Source organism: Trinickia diaoshuihuensis, assembly GCF_003390925.1.
Taxonomy (GTDB): Bacteria; Pseudomonadota; Gammaproteobacteria; order Burkholderiales; family Burkholderiaceae; genus Trinickia; species Trinickia diaoshuihuensis.
This window is the reverse complement of the sequence record NZ_QUBS01000016.1, coordinates 66,079-81,794: the sequence shown is the minus strand read 5'-3', so window position 1 is coordinate 81,794 and position 15,716 is coordinate 66,079. Positions and strand designations below refer to the sequence as shown.

At 64.9% G+C, this 15,716-nt stretch carries 14 protein-coding genes; 1 reads left to right on the top strand and 13 read right to left on the bottom strand.

Annotation, left to right across the window (positions count from 1 at the left end; genetic code table 11):
* Window positions 1-114 precede the first annotated feature (114 nt).
* Entirely contained in the window at window positions 115-1,017 is a 903-nt protein-coding gene (locus DXT59_RS03160) for a LysR family transcriptional regulator (RefSeq protein WP_240324380.1), read from the top strand.
* A gap of 9 nt (window positions 1,018-1,026) precedes the next feature.
* Here DXT59_RS03160 and DXT59_RS03155 read toward each other — a convergent pair whose 3' ends face one another.
* From DXT59_RS03155 to DXT59_RS03095, 13 genes are all read right to left on the bottom strand, one after another.
* A complete protein-coding gene (locus DXT59_RS03155; RefSeq protein WP_116135482.1) occupies window positions 1,027-1,782 on the bottom strand; it encodes a Fic family protein in 756 nt (251 codons plus the stop codon).
* Between the two features lie 96 nt (window positions 1,783-1,878).
* Window positions 1,879-2,991: a type VI secretion system protein TssA gene (gene tssA, locus DXT59_RS03150; RefSeq protein ID WP_116135481.1), complete on the bottom strand. Its 1,113-nt coding sequence runs from the start codon at window positions 2,989-2,991 to the stop codon at window positions 1,879-1,881.
* Entirely contained in the window at window positions 2,988-7,133 is a 4,146-nt protein-coding gene (locus tag DXT59_RS03145; RefSeq protein WP_116135480.1) for a type VI secretion system protein, read from the bottom strand. The genes tssA and DXT59_RS03145 overlap by 4 nt, the downstream gene beginning before the upstream one ends.
* A gap of 34 nt (window positions 7,134-7,167) precedes the next feature.
* Complete coding sequence (locus DXT59_RS03140; RefSeq protein ID WP_116135479.1) at window positions 7,168-7,926, bottom strand: DotU/TssL family secretion system protein; 759 nt, start codon at window positions 7,924-7,926, stop codon at window positions 7,168-7,170.
* Window positions 7,927-7,940: 14 nt separating this feature from the next.
* On the bottom strand, window positions 7,941-9,272 hold the full coding sequence (gene tssK, locus DXT59_RS03135) for a type VI secretion system baseplate subunit TssK (protein WP_116135478.1): 1,332 nt from the start codon (window positions 9,270-9,272) through the stop codon (window positions 7,941-7,943).
* 81 nt (window positions 9,273-9,353) lie between these two features.
* On the bottom strand, window positions 9,354-9,935 hold the full coding sequence (locus tag DXT59_RS03130) for a hypothetical protein (RefSeq protein WP_240324379.1): 582 nt from the start codon (window positions 9,933-9,935) through the stop codon (window positions 9,354-9,356).
* Complete coding sequence (locus DXT59_RS03125; protein WP_116135477.1) at window positions 9,932-11,353, bottom strand: dicarboxylate/amino acid:cation symporter; 1,422 nt, start codon at window positions 11,351-11,353, stop codon at window positions 9,932-9,934. Before DXT59_RS03125 ends, DXT59_RS03130 begins: the two co-directional genes overlap by 4 nt.
* Entirely contained in the window at window positions 11,350-12,060 is a 711-nt protein-coding gene (cuyB, locus tag DXT59_RS03120) for a cysteate racemase (RefSeq protein WP_116135476.1), read from the bottom strand. The genes DXT59_RS03125 and cuyB overlap by 4 nt, the downstream gene beginning before the upstream one ends.
* A 9-nt stretch (window positions 12,061-12,069) precedes the next feature.
* Window positions 12,070-13,347: a dicarboxylate/amino acid:cation symporter gene (locus DXT59_RS03115; protein ID WP_116135475.1), complete on the bottom strand. Its 1,278-nt coding sequence runs from the start codon at window positions 13,345-13,347 to the stop codon at window positions 12,070-12,072.
* A gap of 28 nt (window positions 13,348-13,375) precedes the next feature.
* Window positions 13,376-14,320, bottom strand: a complete 945-nt coding sequence (locus tag DXT59_RS03110; protein ID WP_240324387.1) for a substrate-binding periplasmic protein — start codon at window positions 14,318-14,320, stop codon at window positions 13,376-13,378.
* Window positions 14,321-14,346: 26 nt separating this feature from the next.
* Window positions 14,347-14,568, bottom strand: a complete 222-nt coding sequence (locus tag DXT59_RS03105) for a hypothetical protein (RefSeq protein WP_116135473.1) — start codon at window positions 14,566-14,568, stop codon at window positions 14,347-14,349.
* A gap of 12 nt (window positions 14,569-14,580) precedes the next feature.
* A complete protein-coding gene (locus DXT59_RS03100) occupies window positions 14,581-14,967 on the bottom strand; it encodes a DUF4280 domain-containing protein (RefSeq protein WP_116135472.1) in 387 nt (128 codons plus the stop codon).
* 3 nt (window positions 14,968-14,970) lie between these two features.
* Window positions 14,971-15,699: a toxin-antitoxin system YwqK family antitoxin gene (locus DXT59_RS03095; RefSeq protein ID WP_116135471.1), complete on the bottom strand. Its 729-nt coding sequence runs from the start codon at window positions 15,697-15,699 to the stop codon at window positions 14,971-14,973.
* Window positions 15,700-15,716 lie beyond the last annotated feature (17 nt).

Below are 15,716 nucleotides of genomic sequence, written 5' to 3'. Positions count from 1 at the left end.
CGTTTCGGTTGGGGTGGACTGGGTTCGTTGATGCGATGGGTGCATCTTCCCGCCGAATCGGTTATCTTGGAACGCGCATAACCGTCATATCACCTATGCACGAACCGTATGAGCATGTTCGACGACCTTTCCTTGCTGCGAGCGTTCGTCTCGATTGTCGAGAGCGGCAGTATCTCGGCCGGCGCGCGCAAGCTGCGCGTGACGCAGCCGACGCTGAGCCGTCAGCTTCGCGCGCTCGAAGCGCAATGCGCCGCGCCGCTGATTCGGCGCGACACGCACCGCATGCATTTGACCGATGCGGGGCATCGCTTTCTGGCCGACGCGCAGGCGCTGCTCTCGCTGGCCGACGAAGCGCAGCAGCGGTTTCGCGAGGACGAACATGCGTTGGCCGGGAACATCCGCGTGTTTTCGACGATCGACTTCGGCCAGTCCGTCGTGAGCAGGTTGATCGCCAGTTTCATTCAGGCGCATCCGGCCGTGCGGATCGAATTGGGTTATTCGAACCGGCCGTTGCATATGATCGAGGAAGGCTGCGATGCGGGCATCGTGGCGGGTTCGCTGAGCGACGAGCGCGTCGTTGCGCGATCCTTGGGCGAGATCAGGCGCTTCCCGGTGGCAGCCCCGTCCTTCATCGCGCAGCACAAAGGCCTTAACCGGCTCGAGCGGATCGCGCGGGTGCCGTGGATCGCGCTGTCGAGCAGTCAGTTCGGCGGCGCGAAGGACGTGGTGTTGTCTTCGGGAACGATGAAGGAGACGTTTGCCATCGATCCCGTCATGATTTCGGAGGGCGTGACGAGCATGCGCGAAGCGGTACGGATGGGGCTCGGCGTCGCCGTATTGCCGGAATGGCTGGTCGAGGAGGACCTCGTTTCGGGGCGACTCGTGCGCCTATTGCCGAAGTGGCACGCCAAGCCGCTGCCCGCACAGGTCGTCTATCCCGTACAGCGCAGGCTGCCGCTGCGCGTGCGAGCCTTCATCGACTTCGCGACCGAATATTTGCGGTCGGTGCTGAGATAGGCTCGGCCTCTATCCGCGCGGGCCTAGCACCTGGAGATAGGTGTCGAGCGATCGCTTGACCGCCTCCGCAACGAGGTGCGTGATGTTTTCGAAGTTGCCGCTAACGCAGGCCTCGTCGAGTGCATCGTAGTAAGCGAGCCGGTCTTCCTTACGAATGACGGCCGGCGGATAGCCGAACTTCATCAACTCGAAGTTCAGTAGCAAGCGGGCAGTCCGGCCGTTGCCATCGATAAACGGATGAATTTTTACGAAGCGGGTATGCAATTGAGCTGCGCGCTCCACCGGACGCATCGCCCCAGCCTGCTCGTACCACGCTACGAGGGCAGCCATTTCCGCCGGCAAGTGCAGAAAGTCGGGGGGGACCGCGCTCGCGCCGGAAATCACGACGTTTTCCTGCCGGTAGCGGCCCGCCTCAGCGTCGTCGATGCCCTTGAGAACAAGTCCGTGGATGTTTCGAATCTGCCAATCCGTGAGTGACTCTTGCTTCGCGACAATCTCTTCGACGTAGAGAATTGCATCGCGATGGTTGACAGCCTCAAAGTGCTCCCGCAATGTCTTGCCGCCGACCGTGATGCCTTCGAGCACCACTTTCGTCTCGCGCAGCGTCAGAGTGTTGCCTTCGATCGCGTTCGAATGATACGTCCACTCCAGCGTCAACTTTTCACGCAATGACGCCAACGTATGCGGCGGCAGAGGACGCAAGGCGTCGAGCTTCGCCTTATCGGCGTCGACGGCGTCTAGCAAGATTTTCAGCGAGGCATCCATGAGTTCTTCGCGGGTTCAATGTCGGCAGCAAACGCCGACGTTGAAACGAGTATAAGGCAGTTGCTGTCATCCTCTGCCCGCTCCTCCCCATCGAGCCTACGGCTCCACGCCGAGCATTGCCATGTACCGGCCCAGATCGCCTTCCTGGCTCACGATGTCGCGCATCAACTCGGGCAACGGCATATGCCCCCAGCTCACGGCGCGCGCCAGCAGATAAGGCGTTGGACTATGCGGCTCATGCTCCGCCAAATACCGCGCGATATCCTCCAGCAACCGATAGGCGTGCGCGCGATCGACGATATGCTCGCGTGTGAGGGGAATCGTACGCGACGGCATCTCGACCTCCATAGGTGCGTCGCCGTTTTCGGCCACGCGAATTTCGTCCGCCGGCTCGCCGGATAATGCCGGCGGCACCGCTTCGTCCAACGCATGGTCACCGCGTAGCGTGCGGGCAGCGCGTTGCAGTTCGCCAAGCGTGGCGAGCACGCGCGCGAAGCTCGGCGCGTCGTCGCGCAAACGTTCGTCGAGCCGGCGCGACAAGGCCTCGATGGCGGCGAGCACGGAGCCCGAGGTTCGCTCGAGTTGCCGCAGCAACGCGAGGTTCGAACCTTGCGCGGCCTCGCGATCGAGCATCTCGCGGGGCAATGCCGTGGCAGTCTCATCGTCGTCCTGCAACGACGCGGCGACGACTCGCCGCCAGTCGTCCAGATTGACGAATCCGGGCTCGACCGATAGCCCGATCAACGGCACGTGCAGCTTCAATACGATCTCGAGCCGGCGGCTGATCCAATGAAGCGGCGCGGCGCGCGCCTCCATGTCGTCGCCCTCGATCAGCGGATAGGCACGATCCCAATACCGATCGACCAGCTCGGTCAGCAGCTTCACGCCGGCCATCAGACCCTCGAGCCGGTATAGGCGCGTCCATGCATCGCAGAGCCAAACGGCCAGGTGAAAGTCCTTGCTGCGCGAGCGAAGCGCATCGGCGCTGAGCGCCGCGACGGCATGCCAGTCGGCTTTGATGAGCGGGCGCTCCCAGGCACCCATCGGCAACGAGGGATCGTCCTCACGCTGGGCGTCGCGAATCCGTTGCCAAATCGGATCGGAGCGCAACGACACCCCGACACCCTCGCCGTCGGGCAACGGGCTCAGCAAGGGCTCCAGATCGACGGCAAAGCTCAGCTCGGCTTCAATCAAATCGGACGGGTTCATGATGTACTCCAGTTCGGGGCATGCGCCGGAAAGCTGTTCGGCCACGCAAGCGGAATCTTCTTACCGCCGGGCGTCAACCGCACACGCAGAAAGACACGGCCGCGCGGATACTTGGCGACGAGCGCCGTATCGGCCGCATTGGAGGTCGCAAGCGGAAACTCGAATTTCAGCAGCGACGCGCTAGCGCTCGAACGCACCGTCGTATCGGCGACGCGCTGCTCGGAAATAAACGAAAGCAGCGCCCACGGATCGGAAAACTGCCAGGTCAACGTCTCGCCGTCCGTCGTGAAATTGCGCTGCGCCGGATCGTTTTTCGCCGTCAACGGCGAGTTCTTCGCAAAACGCAGCACGAGCGAGACGGGCATGCCGTACTCCCAATGCACCGAATGCGATGCGTCTTGCAGCGACACGCTGTGATCGCCGACTTGAATCGTCCAGTCGATCAATTGATTGCCCGCGACTTCCGATGCGCGGTCGGCACGGAAGTCGACGCTGACGTCGTAACCGGCCATCGTTCCGTCGGCGCCGGGATAGAGCGGCGCGAGCAACGCATCGACCGGATCGAATTGCTCGACGAAATGGCGCACCGAGCTAGCGCGAATCGCATGCGCCCCCGCCCCCGACGCGCGCAGCGAGGGCGCGACCTGCTCGTAGCGCTTGAGCGCGACGCCGAGCTCGCCGTAATCGACCGGCGTCGCTGGTGCCTCGTTCAGTTTGGCGGGCGCAAGCGCTCCGCCGAACGGCCGCCGGTAAGCCACGCTTTGGTTGTAGACCGCCGCGAAGCTATCCCATTCTCCGCGTAGCGCATCGGCGAGGCCCGCGCCGCAGCGCGACAGCAAGCTGTCGTAAAGACGCATATGCAACGACGTGAAGTAGTCGCCGCCGACACCGGTCGGGCGCGGCGGGAAGCGATCGACGCACTCGCTCGCGTTCGGATCGGCCGCGACCGTCTGCAGGAATTGCTCGAGCATCAGCAAACTGCTGTTGGGGTTCTTCAACTGATAGCGGTCGAGGTCGGTCACGATGGCTTGCCAGCGCTGCGCGAGCGGCGTGTTCGCCTCCGCGCCGTCGAGGGCCGACAGATAGGTCTTCGCTTGCTTACCTAATTCGAGCGCGCGCAGCGATTGCTGTTGCAGATAAACGTTGAGCGCGGCGGCATCGCCGACGCCGAATGCGGCGAGCACAGGCCTGCCCCCGCTCGGCGCGCTGCCCGCCGGACGCGTCGCATACAGATCGGACTGCGCAAGCGCATTATCGACGAGACGAAGGTGCTGCATCGCGTCGCTCGACACCAGCGTATCCAGATCGGCCGCCTGCGCGTTGGCGCCCATTTCCGCGAGCACCGCGCGAATTTTCACTAGCCGCGTGCGAGCCGCGTCGAAGGCAGTCCCCGCCGCAGTGATCGTATCGCCTTGCGCCGGCGACACGGATGCCGCGGACGCCACTTGATCGAGTACGAGCCGAGCGAACTGCGCGTCGAGCGCTTGCTGGACGGCGGGCCGAACCGCATCGGGCAAGGTGGCCAAGCCCTCGGCGAGATAGTGCTTGCGTTCGTCGCCGAGCGCGATCGCCTGATCGAGCTGCGTCCTGTCCCACGTCACGATCGAACCGTCAGGCACCGCCGGCAACGGCACATTGCGCGGCGCCACCATGAAGGGCTGCGACAGCAGCTTCGCCAATCCGTCCCGCAACGCGAGGCGCGCCGGCGAAACGACGTAGCGTGCATCTTTGTCGACCCAAATCACACCGCCGTCCGGGCCGCCGAAGCGCTGCGCCATCTCGGTGGAAAAAACCTCGAACGCCGTGCCGGAGCGCTCGCGCAGGCGTGCGACGAGATCGGCCCCGAGCAGCCGGTTCTGCGCCGCGCGAATGTACATGCGATCCCATACCGGTCCCGGATTGAATTGCGTCTGGTGCATCCAACCCGCCTTTCCCGAAGCCAGCAACGTTTGCTGCATGTCGATGCCGGAGACGATCGCGCGATAGCTGCCGCTCGTCTGCGCAAAGTCGCCCAGGCCGACGCTACCGACCGATAGCGCGTCGATTTCGCCCGTGACGGTCCGCTCGGCCGCCAGCAGCGGATTGGCCGCGAACATTTGAGCGTCCAGTTGCTGCGCGCCTTTGTCGAACGTGCAACGCACGGCCTGGCTGATGACCGGCACGTTCAAACCGCCGGTGCGGTCGGCCGTGTAGGCGTCGCCGCGGCTGGAAGCATCGCGATAGAAGTAGCGCAGGCTACCGGCGACGTTGCCCTGCAATTCGGCGCCGAACGCATAGCGCACCACGAGCCTAAGCGCCTCCTCGTTGCCCGGCGAAGGCCGCTGCAAGCGCTGCATCGCCGCAAGCGCTGCGTCGAGCTGATCGACGGAAGTCACGTAGTGTTGCATCGCGTGCATCGCCGGCAGGTCGTCGACGGCCAAGCTGCCGACCACGGGCGAATCGCTGCCGAGTGCGGGCGCGGCGCAATCGTCGCCGACGATCAGTTGCCCGGTGCTCGGATCGGTAGCCACGCCCGTCATGCGGCTCACGTGCGCCAACATCTCCCGTTCGAGCGCGGTGAGGGCTATCTCGCCGAACTCGCGCTCGAAGCGCGCGCGCACGCGCTCATCCAGATCGTCGAACACGCTCCATGAGCCCGGCATGAAGACGGTCCAAAGCGTCCCGATATGCTCGCCGTTCAGGCCGATCAGCGACAGCGTCTTCGTGCGGTACCAATCGGCGGGCAGCGACTCTCCGCCGCGCGCCGCCGCATCGCGTTCTTGCGCGTCGGCGTGCAGTTCGTTAAGCGCGGCGACGAGCCTCGGGTTGCGGTGGCTCAGCGCGAGCGTGGCGCCCGCAAGCCCGATCGCCCAGCCGCCCAGCAAGGCAATGCCGCCCCAGCGTACCGCGCGATGCAGCATGGGCCGCGTGAGGTGCTGTGAGCGCGAGGGCCGCGTCAAGCCATATTCGAGGAAGATCTTCTTCTCGAAGAGGTCTCGCAAAAACGCCGGCTGCAGCATCAAATCGTTCAGCGCGCGGCCGTCTTCGTGCGCCTTCTCATCGCCGTCGTTCGCCGCAAAGCGCGGCTCGGCGCGTTCGGCGTACGGGTCGTACGCCTCGGGCGATACCGGCGCCTGCGCCTCGCCCGCTTGCCCGGCCGCCTCGCCGCGCTGCGCGAGCTCGCCGCTGTCGCCGGTCAAATAGATTCCGCGAAAGAAGAACGGCTCGTGATACGCGCTCGGCCGCATCAGCTCGTCGACGTAAAGTTGCAACTGCGCGCGCATCGCATCGACGCGCGCCGGCAGCAATAAACATCCTTGCACGTCGATGTTGCCCGTGTCGAGCGTAAACAGTTCGGCGCTAGCATCCGAGACGGCGCGCTCGATACTGGCCATAGCCGTATCGACCCAACTCGATTGATACGTCGTCGACAAATCGAACGGCGAGGACCAGCCGAGCATACTGGCCCGCAGCGGTTCAGGCAAAGCACGCGCGAAAGCGGCGAAACCGGGCAGCGCTTCGCAGCCGGTGACGACGACATAGACCGCGAAACGCATCGCGAACCGATTCTGTGCGAGCCAGAGCCGACGGTGCGCGAGCTTCGCGTGGCGCTCGAGTTCCAGACGCGCATCGGGGTGATCGGCGAGCAGCATCGAAGCCGGTACCGTCACCACCACCGAATCGAACGGACGCTGCGGCCGATAGTTGCGGCACAGGCTCAGGAATTCGTCCCAGGGCTTTTCATCGCTGTCCTCGTCGGGCGAACCCAGGTACGCGGCCTTGATGTCGATGGCAATCCCGCGATCGAAGAAATTCCACGAGATCCCTTGGATCGCAGCGGGATTGGCAGCCTCCGAACTCAAGACGCTCGCCACGCCGGCCTGCGCGATCGGCAAGGGCCGTGGATCGTCTCCCTCGTTCAAGACGATGACCCAAGGCACGTTGTAACGTTCGCTGCGCGAGGCGATGTTGCCCTCGATCAGCTCGACGGCTTGACGGAATGCGTTGCGCAACGAATCGGTGCGCAGCCGCACGATCTTGCGCTCCGGGGCCGGTTTGTTCTGTGCGCTATGCGCGGCAATCCAAAGAACGGCCCCGAGCACGATGAGCACGAGCGCGATCAGAACTGCGACCGACAACAAGAACAGATTGCTCGTCAGCATAGCGCCCTCGCGATGACCTCTCGATGCAAGACGCTCATGAACTCACTCCCACCACGGTATCGCCGTGCAAGGCCTGGCGGACGGGCCACGATTGCCACACCCACAAAATCTCGGAGATAGCCAGCAACGCGACGACCGCGAGCAACGCCATGACGCTCCAACGGCTCACGCTCGGCAACTTGCGCGGTGCGATGTGCGAGAGCGTGTTCGTGTAGGCCGACTCGGCCACTACGCGATCGCGGCCGCCCAGGTCGGCACGGCGCTGGTAGATGAACTCGTACAGTTCCTCGCGATAGCTGCGCAAGCGCGCCTGCGCTTCGTCGCCGCCGCCGCGAAAGCGCCCCTGAAACCCCATCGCGAGCGCGAATAGGTAAAGCCGCGCGATCTCACGGCGTGACGGTTCTCGATCCGACAGCAGCGCCTCGATCTTCTTGAAGACGAGGTCGCCGGCGATGTTCGTGCGAAACAGCGTCGATTCGAGCAACGTCGAAGTCCAGCGCTCGCGCCCCGCCCACTCGCCATTGAGCAGCAGTTCGTCGGCAAGTACGGCTTTGAGGTAGCGGGCGTCGGCGATGTTCTCGATATCGAAGCGCGTGCTGTCGCGGCGCGACTGCAGCGTCTGGATCTCGAGCACGTTCAGCAGATGCCTCGACATGCCCTGCGCGGCCTCGTCGGCATCGGTCTCGGCGGCCTCGGAGAACCGCTTTTGCGCCTTGACGAGCTCGTCGAGGAACGCGCGAAACTGCTCCATCGCGGGATCGTTCTCTTCGATTTCAATACGATTGCGTAGCATCTTCGTGTCGATCGTCAGTCTTTCGTGAACAGCAACATTTCCTGGGGCCGTTGCGCGCTCGCCCCCTCGTTCGGGTTGCTGATGACAAGCGCCTCGCCCGCCCTTACGAACAACGGGTCGGCGGCGACTTCGAACAGCAAATAGCCGGATCCGGACCGTACGCCGAGCTCTTCCGCATATTCCACGGGGCGCCGTCCGGCGCCGAGCACGCGACGGCTGCGCAACGAGCCGTAGACCGACTCGGAGCCGATGACCGCGCCGTCCATCCAAGCCAATAGATCGCGATCCGATTGACCGCGTAGGCCGATGACGAGCCGCCCGTCCACCCATTGCGGTTGCAAGGCGATATCGAACAAATCGTTGCCGAAGCGGAATTTTCGTTCGCGGTACCCTTCGCTGACCTCCGCGATCGCTTCGCGTAAGGAACTGAGCAGCGGCTTGAACACGGCAAGCGGATCGGCATGGTCGTAATCGGGCGGCACGGGGGGCAGACCGCCGGGGGCGAGCATCGATAGGGAACCGTGCAATGCGGCAAGCGCATGATAGAGCGCCAACGGATGCAGATGCGGCGTACGCAAAACTGCCTCGGCCAACGGCAACGCGCTGAGCAAGCTGCGCAGCCGGTCCTTCAATTCGAGTTGATTCAAACGGTCGTCCGCCTTCGACGAGGGAATCGCCGTCTGCCGGGCGACGAACGCGGCTTTGCCGCGCACCTGCCCAAGCAACGAAGATACGGCCGTCCACAGCGGGTTCTCGCGCGCCACTTCCAGTAGCGGCGGCTGCCGCTCGCCGAGCTTGACGACCTCGTTGTCCTTGTACACGGTGCCGAGGCACAGCGAGACGAAGCGCGCCGAGGGAATTTCCCCCGCCTCGAGCGCGAGGTTCGGCAGCAAGCGAGGAATATCGGCCGGCGGCGCGCTCGACGTGGTGTCCTCGACCGGCTCGCCCGGCACGGAGCGGAATCGCCGCAGTTCAGCCTCGCCGCGCATCGAGGCGGCCACGGGCAACGTCAAATAGATCTCGAGTTCAGCCGTGGCGATCCGTTCGGCGAACGGCGCCAGCGAAAGCTCGAGCCTGCCCTGTTGACCGTAATCGGCCGAGTACGACACCGCAGTGCCGTCCGGCATGATGGCCTCGAGCGCGAGCACGCGTACCACGCCGGCCGCGAGCAAGCCCTCGTCGAACGCGAGGCGCCGCACGCCCCAACTGAACGGCGCGGCCGCCAGCGTTTGCCACGCGACGAGCGAATCGACGCGCGCCCCGAGCAATTGAAAATGCTGCGGGGCGAGCATCATTCCCTCGAACCATTCGACGCGATCGACGATGGGCAACAATCGATCAGGCATGACGGCCCCCCATATCGAATAGGTCGACGCAGCCGCGCGACGGCGCGGCACGCAGGGAATCGGAAGCACAGCGAAGCTCTGTCATTTCACACTCGAAACTGAAAATGCGTTGCCGCCGAGTTGCACGACGAGCCGGCCGTCGAATCGCTCGACTCGCACGCGATGGGCACCCGGCCCTGGATAATCCGCGAACACGAAGACCCCCGCCACGCGCGGCCCGCGCAACTTGTCCTTCGGCACCACGAGCCGCTGCCCCGGAACGAGCTCCCAGCTTTGATAACGGATCGCCCCCGGAAACGTGCCCGTCAAATCGTCGCGCACCGCGAACCACTTCGAGGCAGGCAGTTCGGCGACGCGGGCCAGCAGGGCCTGATCGGTGACGAACACGACGTCGACCGCGACGGGACTGTCGTTGTTCGCATCGTCGCTCGCCGCCAGCGTGAGTTCGTCCCATTTCACTTTCTCGCCCGACGGAAACAGCATCGAACAGCCGGCGAGTCCGGCGAAACACAGCACCGTCAATAGTCCGGCGGCCCACCGCCGCAGGCTCGCACGCTCGCCGCGTGATGCGAACATCCCCACGCGCGGGCGGGGGCTCGCGCGAAGCGTCGCACCGCCGCATTCGAAGAGAAGCTGCCGCGCATAGCGTCGCCAGTGAGTCATCTCGCTCCCACTCCTATCCCCATGATTACGATCAACGAAGCCGCCACGAGCGCGCACCCCGCCACCAACGCGAGTTGCGCTCGAGTAAATGCTAGGCGTACCAGCGCGGAATCGCCATCCGGCGATACGGCTTGTGCCGAGACGGGGGCTCGTTCGGCCTGCAAGCCCGCCGACACCAGCGCGACGACGGTGCACGTGGACAGCAAGCTCAGCACATTGCGCGGCCCGTCGCACAGCAAATCGATCGCCACGAACAGCACCAAGGCAGCCTCCGCCGGCAAGCGCAACAGCGACAGCGCCATTCCCGCCGCGGCGATGCCGCCCGCTCCGTTGCGCCCCGCCGACGCGAAAGCGGCCAAGGTGGCGGCGGCGCCGATGATCGCATAGTCGGCGACGTCGAGCGAATGCGCATAAAGATTGGCGACGAATGTAGTCACCAATGCGAAATAGAGCGCCGAGCCGGCGCGCACGAATACGGCGCCGAACGGCACGACGAGTTCGGCGACCCCACGGCTGCAACCGAGCTTCGCGCTCATCGCCTCGATCGTATGCGGGATCGCCGCCGTTGCCGTGCCCGACGTGAAGCCCACGAGCATCGGCGCGCGCAAGCACGCGAGCGCTCGAATGAATGACACGCGCGTACGCATCGCGATGGCGGCGAGCGCAACGCATGAGAAGACGCCCGCCATAACCAGAAACACCTCGATGAATCCGCTCATCGCCGAGACGATCTCGCGGGGCGTGTGCGCCACCCAATGGGCCGCGGTGCCGAACACGAGCACCGGCAACAGCAGATTCGCGTAGCCGATCAGCGCTTCCAGAGCCCGGTAGATGCTTTCGAAGATGCCATTGAGCACCTTCGTCTGCTCGCTCGATAGCGCGGCGAACGCCATGCCGAACAAAATCGTGCACGTGAGAATACCTAGGGCGCGGCCGTTTGCGAGGGCGCCGAAAAAGTTATCGGGCACCAAGTCGTTCAGCGCGAATATGCCATCGGCCGCCGGCTGCGCACCCTGGGCGAACAGCGTCATGCGGACCTCGCCCGCGTTGCCGCCGCTCGTCAGGATCAGCCGGCCGAGGTGCTCGTGCGCGGCCGCCGACAAATGCAATCCCGGCGCCGCCAACGCACCCGCGATCGTGCCGGCGGCGCCGCACAATCCGACGAGCGCGATCGCCACCATCAGCATGGTGCCGATCCGCAGCCCGGGGCGCGGCAGCGCCAACAGTTGTCGCAGCCCAAAGAACATCGCCACGACGAGCAACGGCACGGCCGCCATCGTCACGAGCGAGATGTAGACCTGGCCGAGCGCATAGGCGGCGGCGCCGACCGGCTCGACGAATGCGCCGGCAACGCAGCCGAGCACGACACACAGCAGCAATACCGGCGCGGAATTGGGCAGTTGTCTCAGCGCGTTCATCGTGGCGAATTCCAGCCGCGCGCGAGACCGTACGATACGGTCGCCCGCGCGAGTTCGAGCGTGCTATCGACGATCGGTATCGCCGGAAGGTCCATCTCTCGCGCGGCCAGCGGCAATTCCGTGCAACCCCAGACGATCGCCTGCGCACCATGCGAGAGCAGCCAATCAAGCGCCGCCGCGAGATGTTCGGTCGATGCATCGATCCGGCCCGCCTTGACTTCGCGGATGCAGGCGTCGATACGCCGTTGCGTCGCGTCGTCGGGATCGATGGATTCGAACCCGCGCGCGGCGAGCATGCGCTGATAGAGGCCGGACTGAAACGTGCCGCCCGTTGCCAATACCGCCACGCGCGACGCCTCAGGCGGCAGCGCCGCCACGCTCGCCTCGGCGATATGGATGATCGGAGCCCGGCTATGCGTGCGCATCGCGTCGTACCAGTGATGCGCCGAGTTGCACGGAATGACGATCAGTTCGACTTCATTGCGATTGAGCATATCGATGCCGCGCAGCAGCGCCGGCAACGGGCTCTCGCCGCTGCCGAGCAATGCTTCGGAGCGGTCGGGGATATGCGGCAGGTGCGCGACGAGCAGCTCCAGGTGCTGCTGATCGCGCGAGGCGCCGGCCGAGTTCGTCAACGCGATCACCTGCTGCATGAAATCGACGGTGGCAAGCGGTCCCATGCCGCCCAGGATGCCGATCAATGCCATGGTCGGGTCCTAGAGCTTGAGCGGCCGAGGGCAAATAATCGACACGGCCGCCGTATTGCCGATGACGAGAATTAACGTGCGCAGCATGTCGCACAGTGGATCGACCGCAAGAAACAGAATGAAGGCCGCCTCGAACGGCAAGCTCAGGTACACGCACGTCATGCCGATCAACGAGACGGTGACGAGCCCCGTCATCCCGGCCGATGCGAAACCCGCGAGGATCGAGGCCAGTACGACCGTGCTGACTTCGGCCACCCCGAGGTGACGCCCGTATAGCTGTGCGATGAACAGCGTGGCGCAGACGTAATAGACCATCGGACCCACACGCAGCAGCGACACCGTGAGCGGCACCATCAGTTCGACGCGCGAGCGGGCGAAGCCCAGCCGATCAACGAGGCTCTCGATCATGCTCGGCATGCAGGCCGCGCTGTTGCGCGTCGCCAGCGCAAGCGCGAACGGCGCGCGAAGCGCATCGAGCGTGCCGCCAAGCGAATTGGCCGAACGCTTCCAGATGATCGCGGCCGCCAGCACCAGCAAAAGCACCGCCACGACGAAGAAGGCAATGACGAACTGCAGCATCGCATGCAGCGGTCCGACACCCGACTTGCCCAATTGCGCCGCGCTCATGCAGAACAGAATCAGCGGCAGCGGATAGCTGAGCCAATGCATCAGCTTCTGGCACGCATGGTAGACCGTCTCGAGCGCTTGGCTCAAACCCACCGAGATCCGTTCGGGCACGCGGCCCACGGCCAAACCGAACAGCAGCGCGAACACGAGCGCCTTGAGCGCATCGCCGCTCGCCAGCGCCGCGAAGATATTGCTCGGCACGAGGCTTTGCAGCATATCGGTAAAGCCGATCGTCTTCGGCACGGTATCGGTGCCGTACAGACTCATGACGGTTTCGTTCGTGCCCGAGGCGTCGCTGCCCACCATCGCGCCGAAGGTCTGCATCGTCGCCGTCGAGAGATTCGAGCCGGGCCGCATCGTGAGCAGCACGATCGCGCCGATCAGAGCCACCGTCGCCGAAGCGCCGAGGATGACCACGACGACGCGCAGCAGCAAGCGCGAGGTGCCGCCGTCGCGGAACAAGCGCTGCAGGCTGAAAATCACGGCGGACACCATGAACGGCAACGTCGTCATCTTCAGCAAATTGACGTACAGATCGCCGATCACGTCGAGCCGTTGCGCGATCGCCGGCAGCAATAGGCCGAGCGCGCTGCCGAGTGCGAGGCTGCCGATCACGATCCAAGGATTGACGGCCAGGGCATAGAGTTTGTTCGAATTCATCGTCGGTCTCCGGGTAGCGCTCTTTGTTTTAGTTATCGGTGGCTTGCAGCAACGTCTTTACATCGAGTTTGGTGCTGCGTTCGGCAAGGAATTGATTGACGAACGCGAGTAGCGCCGGCGTGGATACGTTCACACCGATCGCAATCGGGTCCTCCAGATCGTCGAGCGTGACGACACGCAACTTCAGCGACGCCGTCGGATCGCTCTTGAGCACGTGCTTGACCTCGAATTCGTCGCGATAGGCGGCGGTCACCTCGCCTTTGTCGAGCCCGCCGAGCAGCGCGTCCCAGCTCGGATATGCCTTGACCTTCGCGTTCGGGAAGTTCGTCTGGACGTACTGCGAATACGACGAATTCATCACGACGCCGATCGTGCTGTCGTAGGAACGAATGACTTCCGGCGCGGGGCGGCCGCGCGCGACTTGGGCGAAGTTCAACCGGTTGAGCAGCAGCGCGCGATGCAGGCGAACGTACGGCGTGCTGAAGCTGATCAGTTCGGCTCGCGCGAGCGTACGTGAAAGTTTGCTGACGGCCAGATCGGCATCGCCGTTCGCAAGCTCGGCGACGACGCCGTCGTAGGTCTTCGCATCGCGGTTGAAGCGCACCTTGACGCCGAGCTTCGCCGCGATCTCGTCGGCGATGTCGACGTCGATCCCTTGCAAGCGTCCGTTGCGCGTCTGGAAGAACGGCGGCTGGTCCACGCCGAGCATCGCCACCACGAGTTCGCCGCGATTCACGATGCGGGCGAATTCCGGAGCAAGCAAACGTCCGTCCGGCATCCGCACGAGCCCGGTGGACGTCATCGCGGGCGGCGCACTGGCGGCGGGCGCGGGCACCGGCGCAGACGTACCGGCGGCGCTCGCCGTATTCGCGCCCGCGAAAAGCGCGATGACCGTCACGAAGGCGGCGGCGAGGCGCGTCCCGCGCGCGACGGCCGAACGCCGTTGCGAAGCGAGACCCGGGAAGTAAAGCATAGGCATGGCAATTACCGTTTGCAGTTTCAAGAAGCGTTGGAAGCGGGTACGGCGGGCGCGCTAGCGGCGTCCGGATTCGCGGGCGCCGGCGCACGTTCGCTCGCCGCCGGCGTGGCGCTCGCCTGGGCTGGCGCGACGTAGCGCGCGCCAATCTCGACGCCGAGCAAGAAGAGCAGGACGCACAGCAGCAACACGCAGCAAGCCGCGATCGTCGCCATCCGTGTCGTCATCGAAAAAACGTAAGGCATCGCCGCTCGTCCTTATGGAACCATCGTGGTGAATTGCGCCGGAGCGACGATCTGGATCACGCCGCCCCAGTTACACATCAATTTCGAATCGTTTTGCAGCGCCGGTTGCCCACCGATCAGCACGGTCGGCGATCCGGGCACCCATGGCGCCGCCGTGGCCGGCACGCACGGCATCGGCGTCAAGACGCCCAACGCGGCCGCGGTCGCCGCCGCGACCGTCGGATTCGCCGGGCAGTTGCACATGCCGAACGGCATCACGTTGACCATCGGCGCGTGATCCATGATGGTCGCGGCCGGTGCACCCGCCATGACGCGCGAGGTCGGCAGCACGTTCAACGCCGAGGGCGCCGCGCCGAAGCTGCATTGCAGCGTAGTGCCCGTGGTAACCAAAATGCCCATCGGTCAGCCCTTCACCCATTTCTCGAAGTTCGAGACGAGCTTCGGCAAGCCCGCCACTTGACCGGCCACGGGCGCGTCGGTATCGCACCAAGCCTCTTGCGGTTTGCCGCTCGCATAGCGGCGCTCGGCCATCACCCGCCCGTCCGGGGCGAAGCGCCGCGCCGTCCCGTGCAGCAGACCGGCGTGATACGGCAAGCTCTGCACCAGCGTGCCGTCCGCCGCATACTCGAGCGTCTCGCCCTCGAGCACACCCGCCCGGTATCGGGCGCGCCGCACGACGACGCCTTCATGCAAATAGACTGCCTCGCCCTCCAGCTTGCCCGCCGCGTAAGGCAAACGCGACGTCACCTGCCCCGACGGCGCGTACGACACGCTCTCGCCTTGCAGCACGCCCCGCACGTACCGTTGCCGCGCAGCCACGCGGCCGTCCTGATACAGCGTCGTCAGACCGTCTTCCTTGCCTTGAGCGTAGTGCGCCTCTTTCACGAGTACGCCCGGCGGATCGTAGGCACGCATGGGCCCCGACAGCGCGCCATGCGCGTAGTGCGCCTCGAAGGTCGGCTGGCCTTGCGGCGTACACCGCATCATCGGCCCGTGCGCGACGCCGCCGGCCAGCGCGTCACGGCCGACGAGCGCGCCGTTCGCGTCGCGCTGCTCGACGACGGCATGCGCCTGCTCCCCCGGCGAGGCGGGCGAAGTAGTCGGGGAATGCCTAGGATCGAGATCGGACATGGCGATGAGGACGATAG

Coding starts and splice junctions, on each gene's coding strand:
- DXT59_RS03105 (WP_116135473.1), bottom strand. CDS start 14,568: ATGCCTTACGTTTTTTCGATGACGACACGGATGGCGACGATCGCGGCT.
- DXT59_RS03140 (WP_116135479.1), bottom strand. CDS start 7,926: ATGCTACGCAATCGTATTGAAATCGAAGAGAACGATCCCGCGATGGAG.
- tssK (WP_116135478.1), bottom strand. CDS start 9,272: ATGCCTGATCGATTGTTGCCCATCGTCGATCGCGTCGAATGGTTCGAG.
- DXT59_RS03110 (WP_240324387.1), bottom strand. CDS start 14,320: ATGCTTTACTTCCCGGGTCTCGCTTCGCAACGGCGTTCGGCCGTCGCG.
- DXT59_RS03100 (WP_116135472.1), bottom strand. CDS start 14,967: ATGGGCATTTTGGTTACCACGGGCACTACGCTGCAATGCAGCTTCGGC.
- DXT59_RS03155 (WP_116135482.1), bottom strand. CDS start 1,782: ATGGATGCCTCGCTGAAAATCTTGCTAGACGCCGTCGACGCCGATAAG.
- DXT59_RS03125 (WP_116135477.1), bottom strand. CDS start 11,353: ATGAACGCGCTGAGACAACTGCCCAATTCCGCGCCGGTATTGCTGCTG.
- DXT59_RS03145 (WP_116135480.1), bottom strand. CDS start 7,133: ATGCTGACGAGCAATCTGTTCTTGTTGTCGGTCGCAGTTCTGATCGCG.
- tssA (WP_116135481.1), bottom strand. CDS start 2,991: ATGAACCCGTCCGATTTGATTGAAGCCGAGCTGAGCTTTGCCGTCGAT.
- DXT59_RS03130 (WP_240324379.1), bottom strand. CDS start 9,935: ATGACTCACTGGCGACGCTATGCGCGGCAGCTTCTCTTCGAATGCGGC.
- cuyB (WP_116135476.1), bottom strand. CDS start 12,060: ATGGCATTGATCGGCATCCTGGGCGGCATGGGACCGCTTGCCACCGTC.
- DXT59_RS03115 (WP_116135475.1), bottom strand. CDS start 13,347: ATGAATTCGAACAAACTCTATGCCCTGGCCGTCAATCCTTGGATCGTG.
- DXT59_RS03095 (WP_116135471.1), bottom strand. CDS start 15,699: ATGTCCGATCTCGATCCTAGGCATTCCCCGACTACTTCGCCCGCCTCG.
- DXT59_RS03160 (WP_240324380.1), top strand. CDS start 115: ATGTTCGACGACCTTTCCTTGCTGCGAGCGTTCGTCTCGATTGTCGAG.